Below are 20065 nucleotides of genomic sequence, written 5' to 3'. Positions count from 1 at the left end.
GCTGAGGTGACTTATTGGTGACTCGGCTTCCTGCGGGATCTGGAAACTGTTAGGGCGCTTAGCTCAGCTTGGTTAGAGCACCTGCTTTACACGCAGGGGGTCGGGGGTTCGAGTCCCTCAGCGCCCACTTGGGCTTTGATGAGGCCCCGCTTGAGGTTCCGACCTTGGGCGGGGTTTTTTAGTTAGCGCAGAACAAGCGACTCCCGCTGTTGGGCCTCACCTGAGGCTCTGACGTGCCCCCCTGAACCGAGCCCAGCGCGGATCAGGGGGGCACAACGTCAGTTTTCGCCACTCACAGGTGTTACCTGCCGCTTCGCATCCTGACTAGGATCACGCCGTTGGCACCGCGGCTTCCGAAAACGGCTGTTTCTCCTGGGTCCTTCAGAACCGTAACCGACTGGATGGCACTCGGATTGATGCCGGCGAGCCCGGCGCCAGTCTGGATTGTCACTCCGTCGACTACCCAGAGCGGCTCTTTGCCGCCCAAGAACGAATTGGTGCCGCGAATCCGCACGCTGATTCGCCCACCGGGCAGCTGCTGGACCTGGACACCCGGGATTTTGCTCAACATGTCGCCCAAGCTCCGGAAGGCGTTTTCGCCGGTGCCTGGACCGTCAAGAGTGACTACGGACCCGGTCTGGTGGTCAGGGTCGACCGTTCCATAGCCGATGTCGACCATCTCTCTTTCCGACGGCCTGGCCCCCGCCGATGACGTGGTCGCGCAGGCCGGCAGGAACAAGAGCAGCAGCACACCGAACAGCCAGCAGTGAGCAGGGACAAGACGGTATCTGCAGAACGCGTTCATTGGAGTAACTCCCTAATGTCATGGCCCCGAACAGCCGGTGCCTGGTCCTCACCATCAAGTATAATCCGTGGGAACCGATCCCTTAGCTCTAGTCTTACCTCGTTAGCTTCTGGCCGCCAAGGGGCGGCCGCACCAACCGACCCTTTCGGTCGCCCCCGCTCCCAGGCTGTCGACCATTTTTCAGGGGGCTTGCCGAAGTACGAGTGGAGTAATATCTGTTCTCCAGTTCGGACAAGGTTGTTCGGAGATGATTCCCTTTTATTCCTCGTAATGAGGGGAGAGATATTATTTTTCATTCACTTAGGTGGGGTTTGCAGAGTCTGATTGGACTCGCTGCCGTTGTGCTTCTCGGTCTTGGCGTCATGGTAGAAGACGCTACAGCCCAAGACGACTTCGGTACCCTCGTCGGCCAGGTTACTTCCGCGGATTTGGGCCAACCCTTGGCCAACGTGAACGTCCTCATTGCGGGCACCGGACTCGGTTCCCTAACGAACCAGGATGGTCGGTTTATCATCCTTCGGGTACCGCCGGCAACGTACGAAGTGGAGGTCAGCTCCATCGGTTACTCCATGTCGTCAGTCACGGTAGTGGTCTCGGCAGGAGGGACTGCCAACGTCGAAGTCCAACTGGAACTGGACCCGTTGAGCCTCGATGAGATCGTCGTGACGGGGTACGGGACTTCGAGTAAGGAGGAACTGACCGGTTCGATCGTCTCCATCTCCGCGGTCGATCTCGAGCTCCCGACGACGACGACTTTCCAAGACATCATCCAGGGCAGCCCTGGCGTGCAGGTCACGTCGCTTGACGGCGCTCCAGGTGCGGGCTTCGACATCCGCGTGCGTGGACAGGGTTCCATCTCAGCCGGAGCCGAACCGCTGTACGTGATCGATGGCGTGCCGCTCTTCAACGACTCCAACGCAAGCACCGAGGTGAGCAACGGCGGACGGACGGTGAACACGCTCGCGTCCATCAACCCGAACGACATCGAAAGCCTCGTCGTTCTGAAGGATGCCGCGTCCACCGCCATTTATGGCTCCCGAGGAGCCAACGGCGTGGTGCTCATCACGACGAAGGGTGGCGTCGCAGGAAATGCCATTTGGTCCAGCGATCCGAAGTTCGAAATGCGGGTGCAGGGTGGCGTGTCGGACTTTGCCTTCAACAACCTGTTGCAGGGTCTGAACGCGGCGGAATACCGCGACTACTACGTCACGTCTCGGATGAACCGTGGGATGTCCCAGGCCGATGCCGAGGTGCAGCTGGCTAACCAGTGGCCGCTCCAGGAAGACAACAACTGGCGTGAGCTCATGAGCCGGAACGGCGTGACGAGGCAGACCGATCTGAGTGCCACGGGCGGGAGCGAGCGGCTCACGTACTACGTGTCCGCCAGCAACTTCGACCAGCAAGGCAACGTCGACCAGCAGTTCTTCAATCGCTGGTCGTCCCGGATCAACCTGACTGCCCGTCTCACGGACAAGTTCACCCTGGCCAACAACATCAACGTGGCCAAGACGGACCAGAACGGCATCAACGACGGCAGCTCGTGGGAGGCCCCCATGTACATGGCCGTCTTTATGCCGCCCATGCTCCCCATGAAGGACGAGGACGGGTATTGGTACAACAGGCACAGGAACATCATGGGTGCGAACCACCCTGTGGGCGGCCTGTACGAGAACCCCAAAACACGTGAGACCACACGGGTCATCAACAACCTCAGCGGAACGTATCGGCTCAACGACCAGATAACGCTGGCTTCCTCGTGGGCCGTCGACCTGTACAGTATTCACGACTACGTCTTCCAGAACATGTTCTTCGGAGACGGTCGGAACGTAGGTGGTAACTTCGACGATTCCCGCGTAGCGAACCTGAACTGGCAGGGCACCCAGACACTGAACTACACCAACACTTTCAGTGATGTTCACAGTGTAAACACGGTCGTCGGGTACGAGGCCAGCAAGAATGACAGACAGCGCACCAATGTTTGGGGACAAGGGTTCGCACATCCGAACCTCAAGCGCGGCGCGAGCGCTGCGATCACCGAAGGAACCACCACCAAGGACGAGTACACCTTCGAGTCGTACTTCGCACGGGTGAACTACGACTACGACCGGACGTACTTTGTCTCCGCTTCCTTCCGGACGGACGGTTCGTCTAGGTTCGGCCCTGACACGCGCTGGGGTAACTTCTGGGCGCTGGGCGGCGGTATTACGCTGACCAACATGTCGATGTTTCAAGACATGGGCCTGTTCGACTACCTAAAACTGCGCACTAGCTACGGTGAGGTCGGCAACGCCGAGATCGGCAACTACTCCTGGCGCGGCCTTTACGGCTTCAACAGGGCGTACAACGGTCTGCCCGGTTCTTCCCCGACCAGTGTCTCCAACACCGCGCTGACCTGGGAATCCCAGGCTTCCTTCAACCTCGGCCTGGACTTCGCTGTCTTGGACAGCCGACTGACGGGTACCGTCGAGTACTACAAGAAGACCTCCACGGATCTTCTGCTGAACGTGCCGACGTCGCTCACCACTGGCTTCCGGAGCACGCTCCAGAACTTCGGTGACATGGAGAACTCAGGAATCGAGTTCTCGCTCCACGCGCAGCTCGTGCGGTCCGAGGACTTCGACTTCGGGGTGGATTTCAACATCACCTCACAGAACAACATGATCACGAAGCTCACGGAGCCCATCCTGGCCGGTACCAAGAGAAGGGAAGAGGGCCGGGACTACCAGGAGTACTATCTATACGGGTGGGCCGGCGTCGATCCGGCCAACGGCGATCCGCTGTGGTTCACGGATGCGAGCAAGACCACGACCAGCAACAAGCTGAATGATGCGGAGCGGTTCTACGACAACAAGACGGCCACGCCGAAATATCTCGGCGCCTTCGGCTTCCAAGCGCGCTACAAGTCGATCTCCGTCAGCTCTCTAGCCACTTATATGTTCGGCCACTACCTCTATGAGAACGCCGAGCGCTTCTATCACGGTGACGGGCGGTACCTGCCGCGCTCCACCTCTCGGTGGGCGTGGGAGAACAGCTGGAAGCAGCCTGGTGACGACGCGCTCTTCCCACGGCCTTCGTGGGGTGGCGTGAACAGCTCACAGCCTTCGAATGCTGACCGGTATTTGGACAAGGGCGACTACATCCGACTCAAGGATGTCACGGTCTCCTATCGGTTCCCGACGGACGTGGCCAACCGGATGCGGTTCTCTGCACTGACGGCGAACCTCAGCGTGACGAACCCGCTCACGTGGGTGGCGGCACCAAACCTCCACTTTGACCCTGAGCAGACCGTAAGTGGTGTCTACAACACGGGTACCCCGAACTCCAAGACGTTGAGTCTCGGGTTTACCGTGGAATTCTAGGCAATGAAATCGAGCCAAGGTAAACACTACTTTATCCATATCCATAAGGTACGATCATGAGACTCTTAAAGAATGCGAAGATTGCGGTGCTGTTGCCGTTGATCATAGTCGCGTCCGCATGTGACGATCTTGTCCTGGAGCCCCACTCTGCCGTGTCGAACGACGCGTATTTCAAGCAGATCGGGGACTACGAGGCCGCTATCATCGGCGTATACGACCAAATCTCCATCGCGGACTACTATGGCCGCAGCCTCTACCTGATGGCAGACATCATGGGTGAGGACGTGAAGCAGAACGGTTCGGCGAACCGTTATCAGGAATTCGCCGACTTCGAAGGCCAGATTGTGACCGGTCACGGCTTCGAGCAAGAGCTGTGGGCGGAGGGCTACGAAGGCATCAACATGCTCAACATGATCATCCAGGCCGAGTTCGATGGGCCGACAAGCGTGCAGGCCGACTACCAACAGATCATGGGTGAGGTCTACGCGCTTCGCGGGTTGATCTATTTCGACCTGGTGAGGATGTATGGGCAGCACTACACCTTCACCTCGGGTGGGGCACACCCCGGCGTTCCCATCGTCCTGGAGCCGGATGTAACCTTGCTCCCAGCACGGAACACCGTGGGCGAGGTCTACACCCAGGCTATATCGGATCTCACTCGCGGGATTTCGATGATGAGCCAGACCCGGGGTGGATCCTTCATGATGACCGCAAGCGCGGCCCAGGCGGTCCTGTCTAGGATCTACCTGTACATGGAGGATTGGGCCAACGTCGTGACCATGTCCAATTCGGTCATCTCCAGCGGCAGGTATGCGCTGGTGGAAGGCCAGGCGTATGTGGATCAGTTCAAGGCCGGTGGGTCGTCGGAGGCCATCTTCGAGATCCAGAACACCGACACGGACGGGAACAACGCCCTCGGCAGCATGTACAGAGCCACTGGATACGGGGACTACCTCCCGGCCAAAGATCTGTTGGACCTGATTGATCCCGCCGACGTGCGGATGCAGATGTTCCAGATTGACCCTGGGCTCGCAGGGATCTATGCGAGCTATCGCGTCATGAAGTGGCCCAGCTCGACCTCGACGGACAACATTCCTGTCATCAGGCTGTCCGAGGTCTACCTGAACCGGGCAGAGGCGCACGCACGTTCCGGCAACACTGCCGGGGCGCAGGCTGACCTGAACATGATCCGCCAGAGAGGTCTTTCCAGTGCGCCGGCAGTGGTGGCTACCGGCCAGGCCCTCCTCGATGCCATTGCTCTCGAGCGGCGGATTGAGCTGGGATATGAGGGCCATCGGATCCACGATCTGATGCGCTATAAGATGGACATCAACAGGGTCGACGTCACTGGCGACGTGGCTTTCATGGGTTACCCGTGTCAGTTCTGCATTCTGCCGATTCCGCAGTACGAAACGGATGCGAATCCGAACATGACGCAGAACGCAGGATACTGATGCACTGAGGTGGGGCGCGGCGGCCGGCCTCCAGGCCGACTGCCCGCTTGGTAATGAGAAAAGGCCCGCAGGAAGCTTGCTTCCTGCGGGCCTTTTCGTATTCGCTGTCGTCGAGGGGGGGCTGCCAACGGGTACCTAAGAAAAGCTGCAGGAACCTCCGTCACGACCCGGGCGGAGCACTGACAATGGGAGGCACCCGCCACGGGCTCACTTGCCGCTGGCCCAGCTTGGCATGCCCGACAGCTATCGAATGGCCTGACCGGCCGCTCGGGGGAAGGGGGGCTCTGTCCACATGACCGAGCCATGCAACAACGCCACACCATCAGACCGACGGGTGCTCCGTCAGCGACCGCGCCGTATCGGTTGCCCCGGTCTTCCTGCCTCCTGCACCATTCCGTCCGAGATGACGAGGTGTCCGCCCACCAGGACCCAGCGCATTCCGACCGACCGCTGAGCGGGTTCCGCGAACGTCGCTTGGTCGCCGACGACGTCCGGATCGAACACCACGAGGTCGGTGTCTGCCCCGCGTTGCAGTCGACCCTTTCGTTTCATGCCCCTCACGGACGCTTCGAGCCTTTGCGCGGGCATGAGGGTCATTTTCTCGATGGCGTCGGGAAGCTCGATCACGCCCAACGTCCGCACGTACCTGCCCAGGATTCGTGCGAATGTGCCGGCTGCTCTGGGATGCCCGCGGCCGCCCTGGATCACTCCGTCGCTCGCGACCATCGCCAGAGGATGAGAGAGAGCGGCCTGAATCGTCCGTTCGGGGATGTAGTGGATGACGACAGGGACGCCGCCTTCGGCGGTGAGGCGCTCCCCGTTGGACACCAGTTCCAGGTCGCTGTAGTCGATGCCGCCGAACCGTTGCTGCCATCCGTCGTCGAAGGTCGTGGTGCCGAGTCCAGTGGCGGCGGCGGTGTAGGGGTAGATGTCGGCCATTACATCGATGCCACGAGCGAGCGCACCTTCGATCATCCAGAGAGCCGCCGCCATGTCCGTGGGGTCGGCGACCATACTGCCGATGTGTGCGATCTGCGCCGCCGCCCCGGTGATCGCCGCCGCTCCGATGACCTCCTCTACGGCATCGAGGCTGCTATTGGATGCCGGTACCGGGCCGAAGTGGCGGAGGTGCAGGTGGCAGGGGACGCCCTCGGCCGCGGCGAGTTCGAAGAGACGCAACACCTCCAAGCGTGAGGCGCCCGGCACGTACGCGACGCCGAACCCGATTCCCACGGCGCCATATCTAAGAGCTTGCCGCGCCATCACGATCATCGAACCCAGTTGCACGGGTGTAGCCCGGCGCGTATGGGTCGGTGACTCCTGCGGCACTGCGCAACGCCCCATGTCCGACTGTGGTGCCGTAGTGGTGATACGAGCCGGACTGGGCCCGCTGCTCGTACCACTCCTCGGCGTCCACCGGACCGCCGTGCATGGAAACCACTGTGGTGACGCCGTCGAAGATCTTGAAGACGGCCCCTTCGTCTTGCCGTGGAGGGGCCGCGAGGATGTCGATAAACCCCGGCGCGACCACGAGACCTCGAGCGTCGATGACGGTTACGGCTTCGAGGCTCTCCACGGTCACCGCGGCGATGAGGTCTCCGCGGATACCGATGTTCCTCACCGCATCCAGCCCAGTTTCGGGATCGATGACACGGCCCCCTAGGATGGCGATGTCGTACACCTCTTGAGCCATCCCGCGCGGCACGACGCAGAGCGTGGTGGAGAGTCAATGTGTGAAGTACGATTCTCCTCCCCCGAAGCTGAATTAGGAGTCGAGTGATGCGTCGACATGCCGCCGTAGCCGTCTTGGTCGCCACCCTCGTTCTGGTTTCGTGCGCGCGCGAAGCAGGGGACGGCGGGGACGACTCACCTTTCGATATCCTGATCACAGACGCCCGGATCGTCGATGGTGCGGGAAACCCTTGGTTCCGTGGGGACGTGGCGATTCGCGGAGACCGCATCGCGGCGGTCGGTCACTTGGGGGGAAGGCAGGCCACCCGCACGATCGACGCGGCAGGCCGGGTTGTCAGCCCAGGCTTCATCGACATGATGGGTCAGTCGAGCCTGGTACTCATCACCGATCCGCCGAGCGCAGAGAGCAAACTCAGGCAGGGCATCACGACGTACTTGTCGGGGGAAGGGGGATCACCCGCGCCGCGTAGTCCCGAGACGTCAGGTACGGGACCGGTTGTGGACGGCGACACCCTGACGTGGCGCACCTACGCGGAGTATTTCGCGGTCATGGAGCGATACGGGATCGCGCTGAATGTCGTGCATGACGTGGGACTCACGCAGGTCCGGCGCGTGGTCTTGGGAGAGGACGACGTCCAGCCATCGACCGAGCAGCTCGAAGAGATGAAGGCTCTGGTGCGTCAGGGCATGGAGGATGGCGCGATCGGGGTCTCCACTTCGTTGATCTATCCGCCCGCGATCTACGCGAGCACCGAGGAGTTGATCGAGCTCACCAAGGTCGCGGGGGAGTACGGCGGTACCTACTTCACGCACATGCGCAACGAGAGCCATGCTGTGCTTGAAGCGATCCGCGAAGCGATCGAGATCGGTGAGGGTGCCGGAGTGCCGGTGCACATCTACCACCTGAAGGCGGCGGGCGAGGAGAATTGGCCACTCATGGCCGAAGCGCTCGCGCTCATCGATTCGGTCCGAACCGCCGGCATGGATGTCACCGCCGATATCTATCCGTACGTCCGCAACGGCATCGGATTGGGTTCGTTCCTGCATCCCCGGCACTACGCCGAGGGCACAGAGGCCTTCCTGGAGACACTCGGGGATCCCCAAGTGCGTGCGGAACTCCGCCGCGAAGTGGAGACGACAGCAGACTGGGAGAACTGGTACCGCCACGTGGGCATGGATTGGGACAACGTCCTGATCGTGTCCGGGTCCAACGCGGTCGACGAACGTGTCATCAACCGCTCGGTGGCCGGGGCCGCTCAGGTCCTCGGAACCGACGTCTGGAACACCTTCTTCGACCTGGTTCAGGCCAGAGGGGTAAGCGTGAATCCGCGCAGCATGAACGAAGAACAGAAGTGGCAGGCGCTCGCGGCCGACTTCGTGATGATCGATACTGACGCCTCTCCCGTGAACCCAGCGACGTCCGCGAGCGCGCATCCTCGCGCGTTTGGTGCCTTTCCCAGAGTCATCGCGAAATACGTTCGCGAGGACGGGGTGCTCAGCTTGGAAGATGCCGTACGCCGTATGACCTCCTTGGCTGCGCAGCGACTGGGCCTGCACGATCGCGGCCTGATCGCACCCGGCCTGGTCGCGGATCTCCTGCTCTTCGATCCGGAAGCGATCCGGGACGTCGCGGATTTCGGTGACGCCATGCGGTACGCGGAGGGTATCGACTACGTCTTCGTGAACGGGGTTCCCGTTATCGACGATGGCGTGCTCACAGACACACGTCCCGGGCGGCTGTTGAGGCGGTGAGTGACCATAACCGCTCTGGACGCCCTCGCCATCCGGTGAACCCCGTGGGCCAGGTACCACCAATCAACGAAGCGATTCCCTAGAGGTCGCCAAGTCCGCGAAAGCCAAGCACTGTGAGCCGTTCCTCACACGCAGGGGGGCGGGGCTTCGAGTCCCTCAGCGCCCATTCTTCATCGTGCGTACGCAGACGTTCTTGCCTGGGTGCTCTTGGAGCGATCGTGTGCTATCAGCGTTCCGGGAACGAGCGCACTGGTATGCGGAGACCAAGACGCTTGCCTACGTCGCGCTCGAGAGTGCCCAAGAGAATAAAGCACGGTCCGAGGTACGCTTGGTTCCGTAAGGCTGGAGCCACCGGGCGGATGCTGCGGTGTGTAGAGGACGCGGACGACGGCAGGTCATTGGAGATTGCGACATGACGAAGACGACACGGTGGGTCGGGATCCTAGCCGCGACCGCGGCGCTGGTCCGGGAATGCCTGCTCGAGAATTAGTCGGCCTCTGTTCTCTGCTCGGCCACCGCGCCGATTCCGCGTAACGTGACGGGCGTGTCATCTGCGAGTGCGGTCGCGTACCGACGCTCTCCGGATGTCTCGTCGCGCATTAGCGTCATGAAGACCCCGCCGAGGCAGAGCATCGCGATCAGGTTGGGAATCGACACGACCGCTACTGCGATGTTCGCGAATACCCAAAGTCGGTCCACATCGGCGACGCCCGCGACGAGCACACCAGGCAGGAAGTAGAACCAGCGCAACGTCTTGAACGGACGCTCACCGACGAGGCTCACCAGGCAGGTCTCGAAGTAGACGAAGAAGCTGATTTGGGTCGAAAGACAGAACGTGGCGATCGACACCGAAACGATCAGCGACGCCACTGGTAGCGGGAGCACCTCTGCGAATGCGGCTAGGACCAGTTCGATTCCCGATGCGCCGGTGGCCATGGCTCCGGTCGACAGGATCGCGAATGCGGTGAGCGAGCAGATCACGATCGTGTCGAAGAAGACCTCGAATGCTCCCCAGACGCCTTGCTGGAACGGATGCTCAGTCTCAGCGGTGGCGTGCACCATGGGCGCGGTGCCGAGCCCTGCCTCGTTCGAGAGCATCCCACGGGCCATGCCTTGCTTGATGGCCTCTGCGACCGCCACGCCGGCGACACCACCGGCCCCAGCGGAGGCGGTGAAGGCGCTCCCGAAGATCGACGCGAACACCGCGGGGATCTGCTCGGCGTTGAGTAGGATCACGACGATCGCGCCTGCGAGGTACAGGAGTGTCATGAGGGGCACCATGCGACCGGAGAAGCGGCCGACCCGGCGCAATCCTCCTAGCGCAACCATGGCTGTGATGACGGCCATAACCCCTGTGACGAGGTATGGATTCAGATCGTAGCTAGCGAGGAAAGCTCTACCGACTGTATGTGCCTGCAGCATCGAGGCGGCAACAACCGCATTCACGAGCATGCCAAGACTGAACAGCACGGCGAGCGGATTCCATCCGAGTCCGCGTCGAATGGTGTGTTGGGGTCCGCCGCGCATCTGGCCGTCCTCGCCCCGTTCGCGATAGTAGACGCCGAGCGTGATCTCCACCGTCTTCGACATCATGCCGAAGATCGCCATGACCCACATCCAGAAGATGGCACCCGGGCCACCGACCGAGAGAGCGGTAGCGACGCCCGCCATGTTGCCCATGCCGACCGTGCCGGCCAATGAGGTGGCAGCGGCCTGGAAGGGACTCATCAGAGCCGATGATCCGCCACCTATACTCGGTCTGCGGCGGATGCTGCAGACCGTCCGGCGCACGATGTACGACAACCCGGTGAATTGGAAGAAGCCCGAGCGGATCGTGAAGTACACGCCGACTCCGCCAATGAGGACCATGGTCCACGGGCCCCACAACAACGTGTCGATCGTAGCCAGCGAGTCGAGGAAGATATCCATGGGCGGGTCTCTACCGGTTCACGGTATTGGGAGCTTCGTAGGCGATCACGCCGCCCACGATCGCAGCGTAAGCGGCTCCGCTCGTGTAAGCGCGGATGGCCTCTTCGGGCGTTACCGCCTGCTCCGGGTACCAGCCGCCCCGGGGTTCGGCGGAGGGGTCGCTCCGGGTGACCGCAGAATGCAAGCCATAAAAAGGGCCATGACTCGAACCCGGGTTGTCCGAGTTGAAGGTGAGCGGGACTCCGAGCTCGAGCATCGTCCTCCAGGCGAACGAGTACAACGAGCCACCGATAAGAACGAGATCGGCGGACTCGGCCTCAGGGCCGCTGCAGGCGGCTAGGCTGATTGTCAGGGCCAAACCGAGCGTGCGGCGTTGTTTCGTGCGGCTGGCCATGTCGATCATACCCATGCTCCAAGGGGTCGTTGAGGGTTGCCAACGTAGCAGGTGAGCGCGATCCAAACACGCGGGGTGCTTGCGTGATCTGCCAACGGACTGGGAGACTGGGGTCTCCTGTCAGTGCCTCAAACCGAGTGGACTATGCGCCGTCCGGTCGTTGGGACCTACATCATCGGTCAAACGCCCCGTCCGGATCTCACGGATGGTGTTTCAAAGCGTTTCCCCGATGTCGACTTCGTGGTGGTGGGAGCCCTCGATGGTACAGCCGTGAGCGCCGTGCCTCCGCCGCGCAGTGGCGGCTTCCCGCTCGAAACCACGCTCCAGGACGGCACTCGTGTGGAAGTGGACGCTGAGGTGCTCGAACCGAAAATCCAAAACGCTATCTCGGCGTTGGACAGTGAGGTCACGGCGCACCTGGTGCTTTGTGCCGGACCGTTCCCTGGGTTGGTCGGGGAGCAGCCGCTCATACGGCCATTCGAGCTCAGCGCGTCTGTTCTTCGCGAGGAGGGTGTCGAGAAGTTGGTGGCCGTCGTCCCATTCATCGAACAAGCAGGGCCGTCCGTAGCCAAGTGGGCCTCCGCGGGCTTCGAAGCCCAGGCCCATGTGGCGACTCTGGCAGGCTTTGTGCCGGATGACGGCATGCGTGCCGGAGGCTCAGGCCCGGTCGGTCGTGCACTCCGCGATGGATTGAGTGCGAGTGCGCTTCACGCGGATGCCGACGCGCTGGTGTTCGACTACGTTGGCCTCTCTCCCGCCTTGTTGGACCTCACGAGGACCCTGCTCGAACTCCCTGTTTTTGACCTAGGGGAGATGGCTATCAACGCGCTCGATGCGGTGTTGGCCGACACGTAACCTCTTCCGAGACATCATGACACAGGACGCGCCGCTCGACCTCGCCGTGAACGGGGACATTGTTCGCCCCGACGGCTCTGTTCTCAGAGATGGCTGGCTCTCGGTCCAAGGAGGGCGAATCGTCGCGTTGTCGGCGTCCCGGCCCGAGGCCGTCGAGGTCCTGACAGCTCGTGGTATGCTCATCCTCCCCGGCTTTGTCGACGCCCACGTGCATACCCGCTCGTGCGTCGACGAGGGCATCACAGCGACCACACGTGCTGCAGCTGCGGGGGGGACGACAACGATCATCGATATGCCCTTCGACAAACCGGCCCGACCGGTGAATTCGAAGGAGACGCTTGTCGCCAAGATTGAAGACGTGGGTCGAGAGGCCGTCGTCGATGTAGCCCTCTACGCGACGTTCGGACCTACTGGTGACCTATCCGTCTTAGGCGAAATGGCGTCTGTGGGCGCGGCTGGTTTTAAGGTGTCGACCATTGAAGCCGATCCGTTGCGCTTCCCTCGGATTCCGGACGGGAGGCTGTACGAGGCCTTCCAGGAGGTCGCAGGGACCGGATTGCCGGTCGCGGCGCACCAAGAGAATCAGGAGATCATCTTCTCTCAAGAAGAGGCCTTTCGTGCTCGCGGAGATACCGCACCGATCGATCATGCCCTCAGCCGCCCACCCGTGGCGGAGGCGGAGGCTGCGGGCAGACTTCTCGAGTTGGCGCATTGGACGGGGGCTCGTCTCCACATGGTCCACGGCACGCTCGCGCGCACGTTCGACCTCATCGACTGGAACCGGAGTCAGGGTGTCTCAGCGACAGGAGAGACGTGTCTGCAGTATCTGCTACTGACCATGGACGCGCTGAGTGCCCAGGGAGGAAGGGCCAAGTGTAATCCGCCGCTTCGATCGCAGGACGAGGTCGACGCCTTGTGGGCGAGGCTGGAGTCAGGGGCCATCGACATCGTGACCTCGGACCACTCTCCGTATCCGCTCCATCGAAAAGAGACGCCGAACATCTTCGACGCTTTCGCTGGCATGCCTGGGGCGGAGACACTCGGGCCGCTTCTGTACAGTGCGGGTGTGGCCACGGGACGCATTGACCTCGCTCGGTTCGTCGAACTGGTGTGCTCGGGACCCGCAGATGTGTTCGGCCTCGTGCAAAAGGGTCGGTTGGCAGAGGGAAGCGACGCCGACTTCGTCGTCTTCGACCCGAACGCCGAGTGGACCGTCCAGGACGACGCGACTCACTACGCCGTTGGCTGGTCGCCCTATCACGGACAGGAAGTCAGAGGCCGGGTCGTGTCGACGTGGCTCCGGGGCTCGTGTGTATTCCGAGATGGTGACGTCGTCGGCGAGGCCGGTGTGGGCAAATTCATAACCCCCATCTAGAACAGACCACCTCACATAGACTGAGACTCATGGATCTTCAGGGCGTTTTCCCCATCCTCCCCACTCCCTTCGACGACGCAGGACAGGTCGACGAAGGCAGCATACGGCGTTTGATCGACTTCGAGCTCGCCGTCGGCGTACACGGCGTGAGCGTGCTCGGCTTCATGGGCGAGGCGCATCGGCTTTCGAATGAAGAGCGTCGGCTCGTCGTGTCGACGGCAGTAGGCCAGGCGGCAGGGGCGTTTCCGACGTGGGTCGGGGTCCTCGCGTTTGGTGCCGCGGGAGCGATCGAGCAGGGCCTCGAGGCCCAGGAGCTCGGTGCTGCGGGTGTCTTTGTGGCGCCCCTCGGGGTCCAGAACGACGAGGCGATCTTCGACTACTATGCATCGGTCGCGGAGGCCCTCGACATCCCGGTGTCGATCCACGACTTCCCGGAGTCGTTCAAGACTCTGCTCTCCCCGACGCTGATCGCTCGCATGGCGAACGAGATCGACGGGGTCGACTACATCAAGCTCGAGGACTATCCCTCGCTCGAGAAGATGACCCGCGTACAAGAATTCGCACCTGCAACGATCGGGATCTTCGGGGGACTCGGGGGCATGTACTTTCTCGAGGAGTTGCAGCGCGGATCGCGCGGCATCATGACGGGTTTTGCGTTCCCGGAGGTCCTCGTCGCCGTGTATGAGGCGTTCAGGTCGGGAGACCGTGAACGAGCGGCAGAGATCTTCTTCCGCTACGTGCCCCTCATTCGATATGAATTCCAGCCGAAGATTGGGCTCGCGTACCGCAAGTTCACGTATCGAAAGCGAGGGATTATCGACTCATCCTTCATTCGTTCTCCGGGCCTGCAAATCGGTGCGTATACAGAGCAGGAGCTGACCGCGATCGTCGAGCGGGTCGGCTTCTCCCTAGCCCTAAACGGCCCGCAGCGTATTCTGTAGTCAGCGATCGGCCGGCTCCGAGCGCTTCGAGACCTATCACCACTCATCAGCAAGTATCAGGGATCACCTCCATGCGCGTGAGCTACGGTTCGTTGGCCAGCGGTTTGTTCGTTGCAGTCGTCGGTTTGTCGATGGCAATGCCTGGGGAGACGCAGGCTCAAGATGGGTGGACGCCCGCGCTTCAGATGCAGTACAAGGCGGTCCAGGGCATCGAGATCGCCCCGGACGGCCAGCACGTAGCGTTCATGGTCCGGGAACCCATCATGGAAGGCGAGAAGTCGGAGTACCTCTCGCATATCTGGATTGCCGATGCGGACGGGAGCGGCGCGCGCCAATTCACCCGAGGGGACAAGTCTGTCGGGTCTCCGAGTTTCTCGCCTGATGGGAATCACCTCGCGTTCACGTCGGAGCGGTCAGGTGAGAATCAGATCTGGGTGATGCCGATCGAAGGTGGTGAGGCCTGGCAGGTGACCGATGCAGATCCTGGGGTCAGTGCTTTCAGTTGGTCTCCGGACGGACGCAGCTTTGCGTTCACGCAGCGCGATCCGGATACGGAGGAGGAGAAGACCGCCAAGGAAGAACTCTCCTATATCATCCGGGTCGACCAGAACTTCAAGTTCAACCACCTCTATGTTGTGGAGGTTGGGGACGGTACGGGCGAGCCCGCTGAAGTGGAGCGCCTAACGGAAGGGCCCTTTCATGTATCCGGTTTCGATTGGGCCCCGGACGGCTCGAGCATCGCCTTCGGGCACCAGGCCGATCCCAGGATCAACACGGGGATGATTGCCGGGGATATCGCCCGTGTATCGGTACCCCAAGGTGCGGTCACCCAACTCGTGACCGGCCAGGGTTCTGAGGGACAACCGCTGTGGTCACCTGATGGCGCTTGGATCGCTTACGTGAGCTCGGGGGACCAGGCAGAGCCGATCGGCCTAGGAGACGTCTTCTTGGTCTCCCCAGACGGCATGAAGCAGAAAGCTTTGGCTCATACACATGACCGGAGTGCGGGACTCGTTCAGTGGACGCCGGACAGCCGCGCGTTGCTTGTCAGCGAAACAGTCGGTACCGAGCAGCACCTGCAGAGGCTTCCCGCGGACGGCTCTGAGGCGAGTGTGGTGACAAAGGAGCGGGGGGTCTACGGCGCTTTCTCGTTCTCGGACGACTTAGAGACGATGGCCTACACGTTCCAAACCCCTGAGATGCCGGCCGATGTCTATGTGGGCGACCTCGACGGGACGGACGGCGTACGCGTCTCCGACGTGCACGCGGGTGTCCCGAGGCCGGAGATGGGACGCACCGAAAAGCTGACGTGGACGACGTCGGACGGATTGGACATCGATGGGCTTCTCACGTATCCCGTGGGCTACGAAGAGGGCACACAGGTGCCCATGATTCTGAATGTCCACGGTGGCCCAGCAGGAGCGTTTGTGGAATCGTTCACCGGTAGTCCTGGGATCTATATGCTGCAGAGTTGGGCCCAGGACGGATACGCGGTCCTCCGCCCCAACCCACGAGGCAGTACCGGCTACGGCAAGGAATTCCGGTTCGCCAACTTCCAAGACTGGGGATACGGCGACCTCGATGACCTACTCGCCGGTGTCGACCTGACGGTTGAAATGGGTGTGGCCCACCCGGACAGTCTGTTGTTGATGGGGTGGAGCTACGGTGGGTACATGACTTCGTTCGCGGTCACTCGCACCGATCGCTTCAAAGCGGCCAGCATGGGTGCGGGGTTACCGAATCTTGTCAGCATGGTGACGACCACGGACGTCCAGGATTATTTGGCCGGTCACATGGGGGGCGAGTTCTGGGACGACTTCGAGACGTATGAGAAGCACTCGGCGATCTATCAGATCGACAAGATCGACACGCCCATGCAGGTCATTCATGGTGAGAACGATCTAAGGGTGCCGTTCACACAAGGTCAGGAGTTCTACCGCGCGCTCGACCGGAAGGGTGTCCCAACCGAGATGATTGTGTTGCCGCGGACGCCGCATGGTCCTCGTGAACCGAAGCTCTTGATGGCGGTTCAGCCGGCCATCAAAGAGTGGTTCGTGAAGCACCTGAGGCCGACGAGGGTGATTTCCGACGACCGTTAGCGGATCTTCTCGGCTCGGACATCGCGTCCGCCCTGATGAAGGACGAGCCCGGTTACGGATCCTAATTCGTCCTTCGTGAAGGTCATTTGTGCATTCACGCCGCGAATGAAGAAGTCTGTCTCCGACTCGGGGGACATCGGCAAGGCGTCCTGGCCATCGGGCTGAACGAACAGCGCTCCATCCGTCAGGGTGATGGTCAACTCAGTGTCTTCCATCATGTACACACCTGCGTAAACGCTGAGGCTCTCTTCAGACACGGCGACCTCCGTCCTCTCTACCGGTGGTGCGTAACCACGCGGCACGGGCGGGGCCTTTGTGTCCCATCGGTAGAGGGTCTGAATGCGCTGGCTGATCTCGTTCATGACGCCGCCGCCTTGGTCGGCATTGGTCATGATCGCGAAGCCGTACCCCTTCACTGTGTGGGCCATAAGGTTGCCCCTGAAGCCCCAGTTGGAGCCGCCGTGCTGGAAATACCAACCCTCGCCTTCCTTTTCGAGACCGAAGCCGACCGCGAAGTCACCGACACCCACGGGTGTCACCATTTCACGCGCCGTCTGGCGGGTGAGGACTCGGTTCGATTCTCCTCTCACTGACTTCTGTACTTCGATGGCGAAGCGGGCGAGGTCGGATGCGGTGGTCCACAGGCCAGCTGCGGCCATTTCCGGATACACGTGCCACTTGGATCCTCTCGACTGGCCTTCGCCGTCGTGGGCGCGCGCCGCATTTCGGTCGTGCTCGGGCGAGATCGGCTGTTGATACGAACTGCGGGTCATTCCTAGGGGCGTCAGCACGTCGTCTTGCAACACCTCCGCGAATGGGCGACCGCGCGCGTCCTCGAGCGCCTGCTGCTGAAGGGTGACGCCACCCCCTGAGTACTCGTATGCCTGATACGGCGCTCGCTCCATAAAGAGTTTGCCGACGTTGGAGTCCTCGTGGCCGTCGAAGATTTGGACTGGGGTTGGGATCGGGTCCGCTGGGTCGTAACCGGGGAAGCCGAAGGCGTCTCCGAGGCCTGATGTGTGGCTCATTAGGCTGCGGGGGGTCACAGCTTGGCTCGTCGTCATCTCACCGCCGTCCAAATGCCACGACGTGAGGATGTTGTTGATGTCGTCGTCGAGTCCGAAGAGCCCGTCCTGCACCGCCTTGAGCGAACCCATGGCCGCCACCGGCTTACTGATGGAAGCGGCCTGAAACATCGTCTCTGTGTCGACCGGCGCCCCGGTCTCGACGTCGGCAACACCGTACCCTTTAGCCCAGTGGATCTTGAAGTCTCTTATGACCGCGATGCTGACACCCGGGACGTTGAAGTGATCCATGAGCTCTTGGATCGTCATCGCGGCGAGCGGATTGTTCCCCGGGTCGGTTTGTGCGCCTTCAATGGCAGCCCTCTGCTCTGGGGCGCTCATTTGAGCTTGACTGCTCTGCGGGACGATGGTGACGAGAAGGGCTAGTGCGACGCTGGCAGGGATATTCACGAGAAGGCACTCCGGGCCGGATCTACAACGAGTCGTACTCAACTGTCGTGTCCCCGCTGGGGCGAGACAAGGAGCCTGAGTCAACGGCCTACGGACAGCGTGGTCCGTAACGAATCCACATCGGCAGTCAGGATTGCGTCGCCGTTCGCAACGACCGACGCGGAATCGATCGCCGCCAAGGCCGCCACGGTGTTGCCCATCGTGATGAAGTCCGCGGCGACGTGGAGCCATTGCCTCCCAGGCGCCGCATAGCCTGCGGCGAGCGCTCGGCGGCGGGCCGCGACGGCTTGTCGCGGTCTCCCGTCGGCACTGAGCGCTTGTGCGAGCAGATGGTGCGTGGACGCGTTCTCCGGCGCGAGAAGCGTTGCCGCGCGTGCTGCGGCGGTGGCCTCAACGAGTCTGCCGAGCCGCCGTGCCGCGTCGGATACGAGCGTCGGGGCTTGGTATTGGTCGGGCCGCTCTTCCCAGGAGCGCCGCAGAAAGTAGAGCGCTGGTTCCAGCCGCCCCAACCGGTAGAGGTGCTGACCGAGGGACAGCGCGTGGTCCCACCGGAGCCCCACGAGTCCCACTGAGACCTGATAGGCGCGCAGCCCTCGGGTGACCTCGTCCCGACTCAGGTAGTGCTCGCCGAGCTGCTGCCAGCCCAATCCAGATTCAGGGAAATGCTCCAGAAGACTCGTCGACAACGTTTCGTTGTCCCGCCAGTCCGGCATACGTGTCGCGCTGCGAATGCCACCCGCAAGGACTACCACCAACCCGCACGTGACGCCCACCCGTGGGCGTAACGCCTCAAGTCGAGTCAGCCCCCAGGCCGCGATGAGTGCGGCGCCCACCGAAGGTAGGTAGAGGCTGCGCTCGGTAACGATGACCGGACTCAGATAGAGGAGGTTCGCGACCGGGAGCACGGCTACCGCTGCCCACAGGACTCCGAGCCCCACCAGCCGGATGGACGTCGAGCCCTCACGGAGTGCCGCCCCCCGCCGCCATGTGATCCCGGCGCCCGAGAACGCGAGGATGGCGAGGCCCACGCCGGACAGCCCCAGAAACGTCCACCCGAATACGACGGGGATGATCCCCGGGCCGTAGTCGATAGAAAGGTCGAGGGGGAATACCATGAGTCGGACGTAGTGAGTCCACGCCTGAGTCACGGTCCAAAATCTCGGGATCTCCGCGAGAAGGTCCATCCCGAATGGCGGGGGCGTGCTGGCGAGCGTACCCAGGACTCCCATACGAGCCACGAATATCAAGCCGAAGGCCGCCGCCATCAGGCCGTACAGAGGGCCCCGTGACCACAGATATTGTGGAATGTCCTTGGGCGTCAACTCCTGGCGGGCTGCGTCGAGGAGAAAGAGCAGAGCCGGAAGGATCGCGGCTCCCTCCTTGGAGAGGACCGCCAGGCAGAAAAGCAACGTGACTGCGACCGCCCTCCCGAGCCCGTAGCTGGTCTTCCCACGCAGGTGCAAGAGGCAAGCGCCAAGGGCAAACATCGCGGCCCACAACTCGGACATGCCCGACACGTTCGCAATGACCTCGGAATGGACGGGGTGAATCGCGAAGACTAGACCGCCCACGAATGCGATGGTGGGTGACGCGAGTTGGGCGAGCAGCAATACCACGAGTGCAGTTACCGCTCCGTGCATGACGATACTGACCCCGTGGAACGTCGCGGGGCTGTCGCCTGCCACGCCCCAGATCATGGCATAGGTCGCGGTGGCGACGGGGCGCCATGCCCCGACTTCACGCTGAGTGCTGCCGTGCCAGGAGGGTTCCAGGAGGCGCTGCGGCAAGTTGGACAGCTTGTGGATGCCGGGATCGTCCCTGGTGAGGAACTGACCGTCCCGGGTGAAGTTGTTGCTGAGCGCACCTAGGTGCACGACCATCGCCAGCGCTGCCGCGATCATGACGGCGGCGCGTGTGCTCACGTGCTTCGCCAAG

Annotated in this window: 14 protein-coding genes and 1 tRNA gene; 8 read left to right on the top strand and 7 right to left on the bottom strand. The window is 62.0% G+C overall.

Features of this window, described 5'->3' with window-relative positions; genetic code table 11:
• The first annotated feature begins 52 nt into the window (after positions 1-52).
• Positions 53-127, top strand: a tRNA-Val gene (locus tag P8L30_09980).
• 174 nt (positions 128-301) lie between these two features.
• Here P8L30_09980 and P8L30_09975 read toward each other — a convergent pair.
• On the bottom strand, positions 302-679 hold the full coding sequence (locus tag P8L30_09975; GenBank protein MDG2240520.1) for a TonB-dependent receptor plug domain-containing protein: 378 nt from the start codon (positions 677-679) through the stop codon (positions 302-304).
• A gap of 437 nt (positions 680-1116) precedes the next feature.
• Here P8L30_09975 and P8L30_09970 point away from each other — a divergent pair, with 437 nt between their 5' ends.
• The gene (locus tag P8L30_09970; GenBank protein ID MDG2240519.1) at positions 1117-4164 is read left to right on the top strand and encodes a SusC/RagA family TonB-linked outer membrane protein; all 3048 of its coding nucleotides are present in this window, start codon (positions 1117-1119) and stop codon (positions 4162-4164) included.
• Positions 4165-4220: 56 nt separating this feature from the next.
• Positions 4221-5618 (top strand): RagB/SusD family nutrient uptake outer membrane protein, encoded by a 1398-nt coding sequence (locus P8L30_09965; GenBank protein ID MDG2240518.1) that lies wholly within the window; start codon positions 4221-4223, stop codon positions 5616-5618.
• A 342-nt stretch (positions 5619-5960) separates the two neighbouring features.
• Here the strand turns inward: P8L30_09965 and P8L30_09960 are convergent, their stop codons facing one another.
• Together P8L30_09960 and P8L30_09955 are read right to left on the bottom strand one after the other, a co-directional pair.
• Positions 5961-6881, bottom strand: a complete 921-nt coding sequence (locus P8L30_09960; GenBank protein ID MDG2240517.1) for an amidohydrolase family protein — start codon at positions 6879-6881, stop codon at positions 5961-5963.
• Positions 6862-7323 carry a hypothetical protein gene (locus P8L30_09955; GenBank protein MDG2240516.1) on the bottom strand — a complete coding sequence of 154 codons (462 nt, stop codon included), beginning with the start codon at positions 7321-7323 and terminating at the stop codon, positions 6862-6864. Before P8L30_09955 ends, P8L30_09960 begins: the two co-directional genes overlap by 20 nt.
• A 74-nt stretch (positions 7324-7397) precedes the next feature.
• Between P8L30_09955 and P8L30_09950 the strand changes: the two genes are divergently transcribed.
• On the top strand, positions 7398-9062 hold the full coding sequence (locus tag P8L30_09950) for a D-aminoacylase (GenBank protein ID MDG2240515.1): 1665 nt from the start codon (positions 7398-7400) through the stop codon (positions 9060-9062).
• A gap of 486 nt (positions 9063-9548) precedes the next feature.
• Here P8L30_09950 and P8L30_09945 read toward each other — a convergent pair whose 3' ends face one another.
• Both P8L30_09945 and P8L30_09940 read right to left on the bottom strand, forming a co-directional pair.
• Positions 9549-10991, bottom strand: a complete 1443-nt coding sequence (locus tag P8L30_09945; protein ID MDG2240514.1) for an amino acid carrier protein — start codon at positions 10989-10991, stop codon at positions 9549-9551.
• A 10-nt stretch (positions 10992-11001) separates the two neighbouring features.
• Complete coding sequence (locus tag P8L30_09940) at positions 11002-11394, bottom strand: amidohydrolase family protein (GenBank protein ID MDG2240513.1); 393 nt, start codon at positions 11392-11394, stop codon at positions 11002-11004.
• Positions 11395-11529: 135 nt separating this feature from the next.
• Here P8L30_09940 and P8L30_09935 point away from each other — a divergent pair, with 135 nt between their 5' ends.
• The 4 genes from P8L30_09935 to P8L30_09920 all read left to right on the top strand — a co-directional run bounded on the left by P8L30_09935 (position 11530) and on the right by P8L30_09920 (position 16655).
• Entirely contained in the window at positions 11530-12240 is a 711-nt protein-coding gene (locus P8L30_09935; protein ID MDG2240512.1) for an AroM family protein, read from the top strand.
• A gap of 16 nt (positions 12241-12256) precedes the next feature.
• Positions 12257-13615, top strand: coding sequence for a dihydroorotase family protein (locus P8L30_09930; GenBank protein ID MDG2240511.1), 1359 nt, complete (start codon positions 12257-12259; stop codon positions 13613-13615).
• A 29-nt stretch (positions 13616-13644) separates the two neighbouring features.
• Positions 13645-14556 carry a dihydrodipicolinate synthase family protein gene (locus P8L30_09925; GenBank protein MDG2240510.1) on the top strand — a complete coding sequence of 304 codons (912 nt, stop codon included), beginning with the start codon at positions 13645-13647 and terminating at the stop codon, positions 14554-14556.
• A 71-nt stretch (positions 14557-14627) separates the two neighbouring features.
• Positions 14628-16655 (top strand): S9 family peptidase, encoded by a 2028-nt coding sequence (locus P8L30_09920; protein ID MDG2240509.1) that lies wholly within the window; start codon positions 14628-14630, stop codon positions 16653-16655.
• Here P8L30_09920 and P8L30_09915 read toward each other — a convergent pair.
• Positions 16652-18130 carry a serine hydrolase gene (locus tag P8L30_09915; protein ID MDG2240508.1) on the bottom strand — a complete coding sequence of 493 codons (1479 nt, stop codon included), beginning with the start codon at positions 18128-18130 and terminating at the stop codon, positions 16652-16654. The genes P8L30_09920 and P8L30_09915 overlap by 4 nt on opposite strands.
• An 80-nt stretch (positions 18131-18210) precedes the next feature.
• Entirely contained in the window at positions 18211-20052 is a 1842-nt protein-coding gene (locus P8L30_09910) for a hypothetical protein (protein ID MDG2240507.1), read from the bottom strand.
• Between the last annotated feature and the right edge of the window lie 13 nt (positions 20053-20065).

The sequence above is a fragment of the Longimicrobiales bacterium genome (genome assembly GCA_029245345.1).
Classification (GTDB): domain Bacteria; phylum Gemmatimonadota; class Gemmatimonadetes; order Longimicrobiales; family Gaopeijiaceae; genus CALFPJ01.
This window is presented reverse-complemented; position numbering and strand designations above follow the sequence as displayed.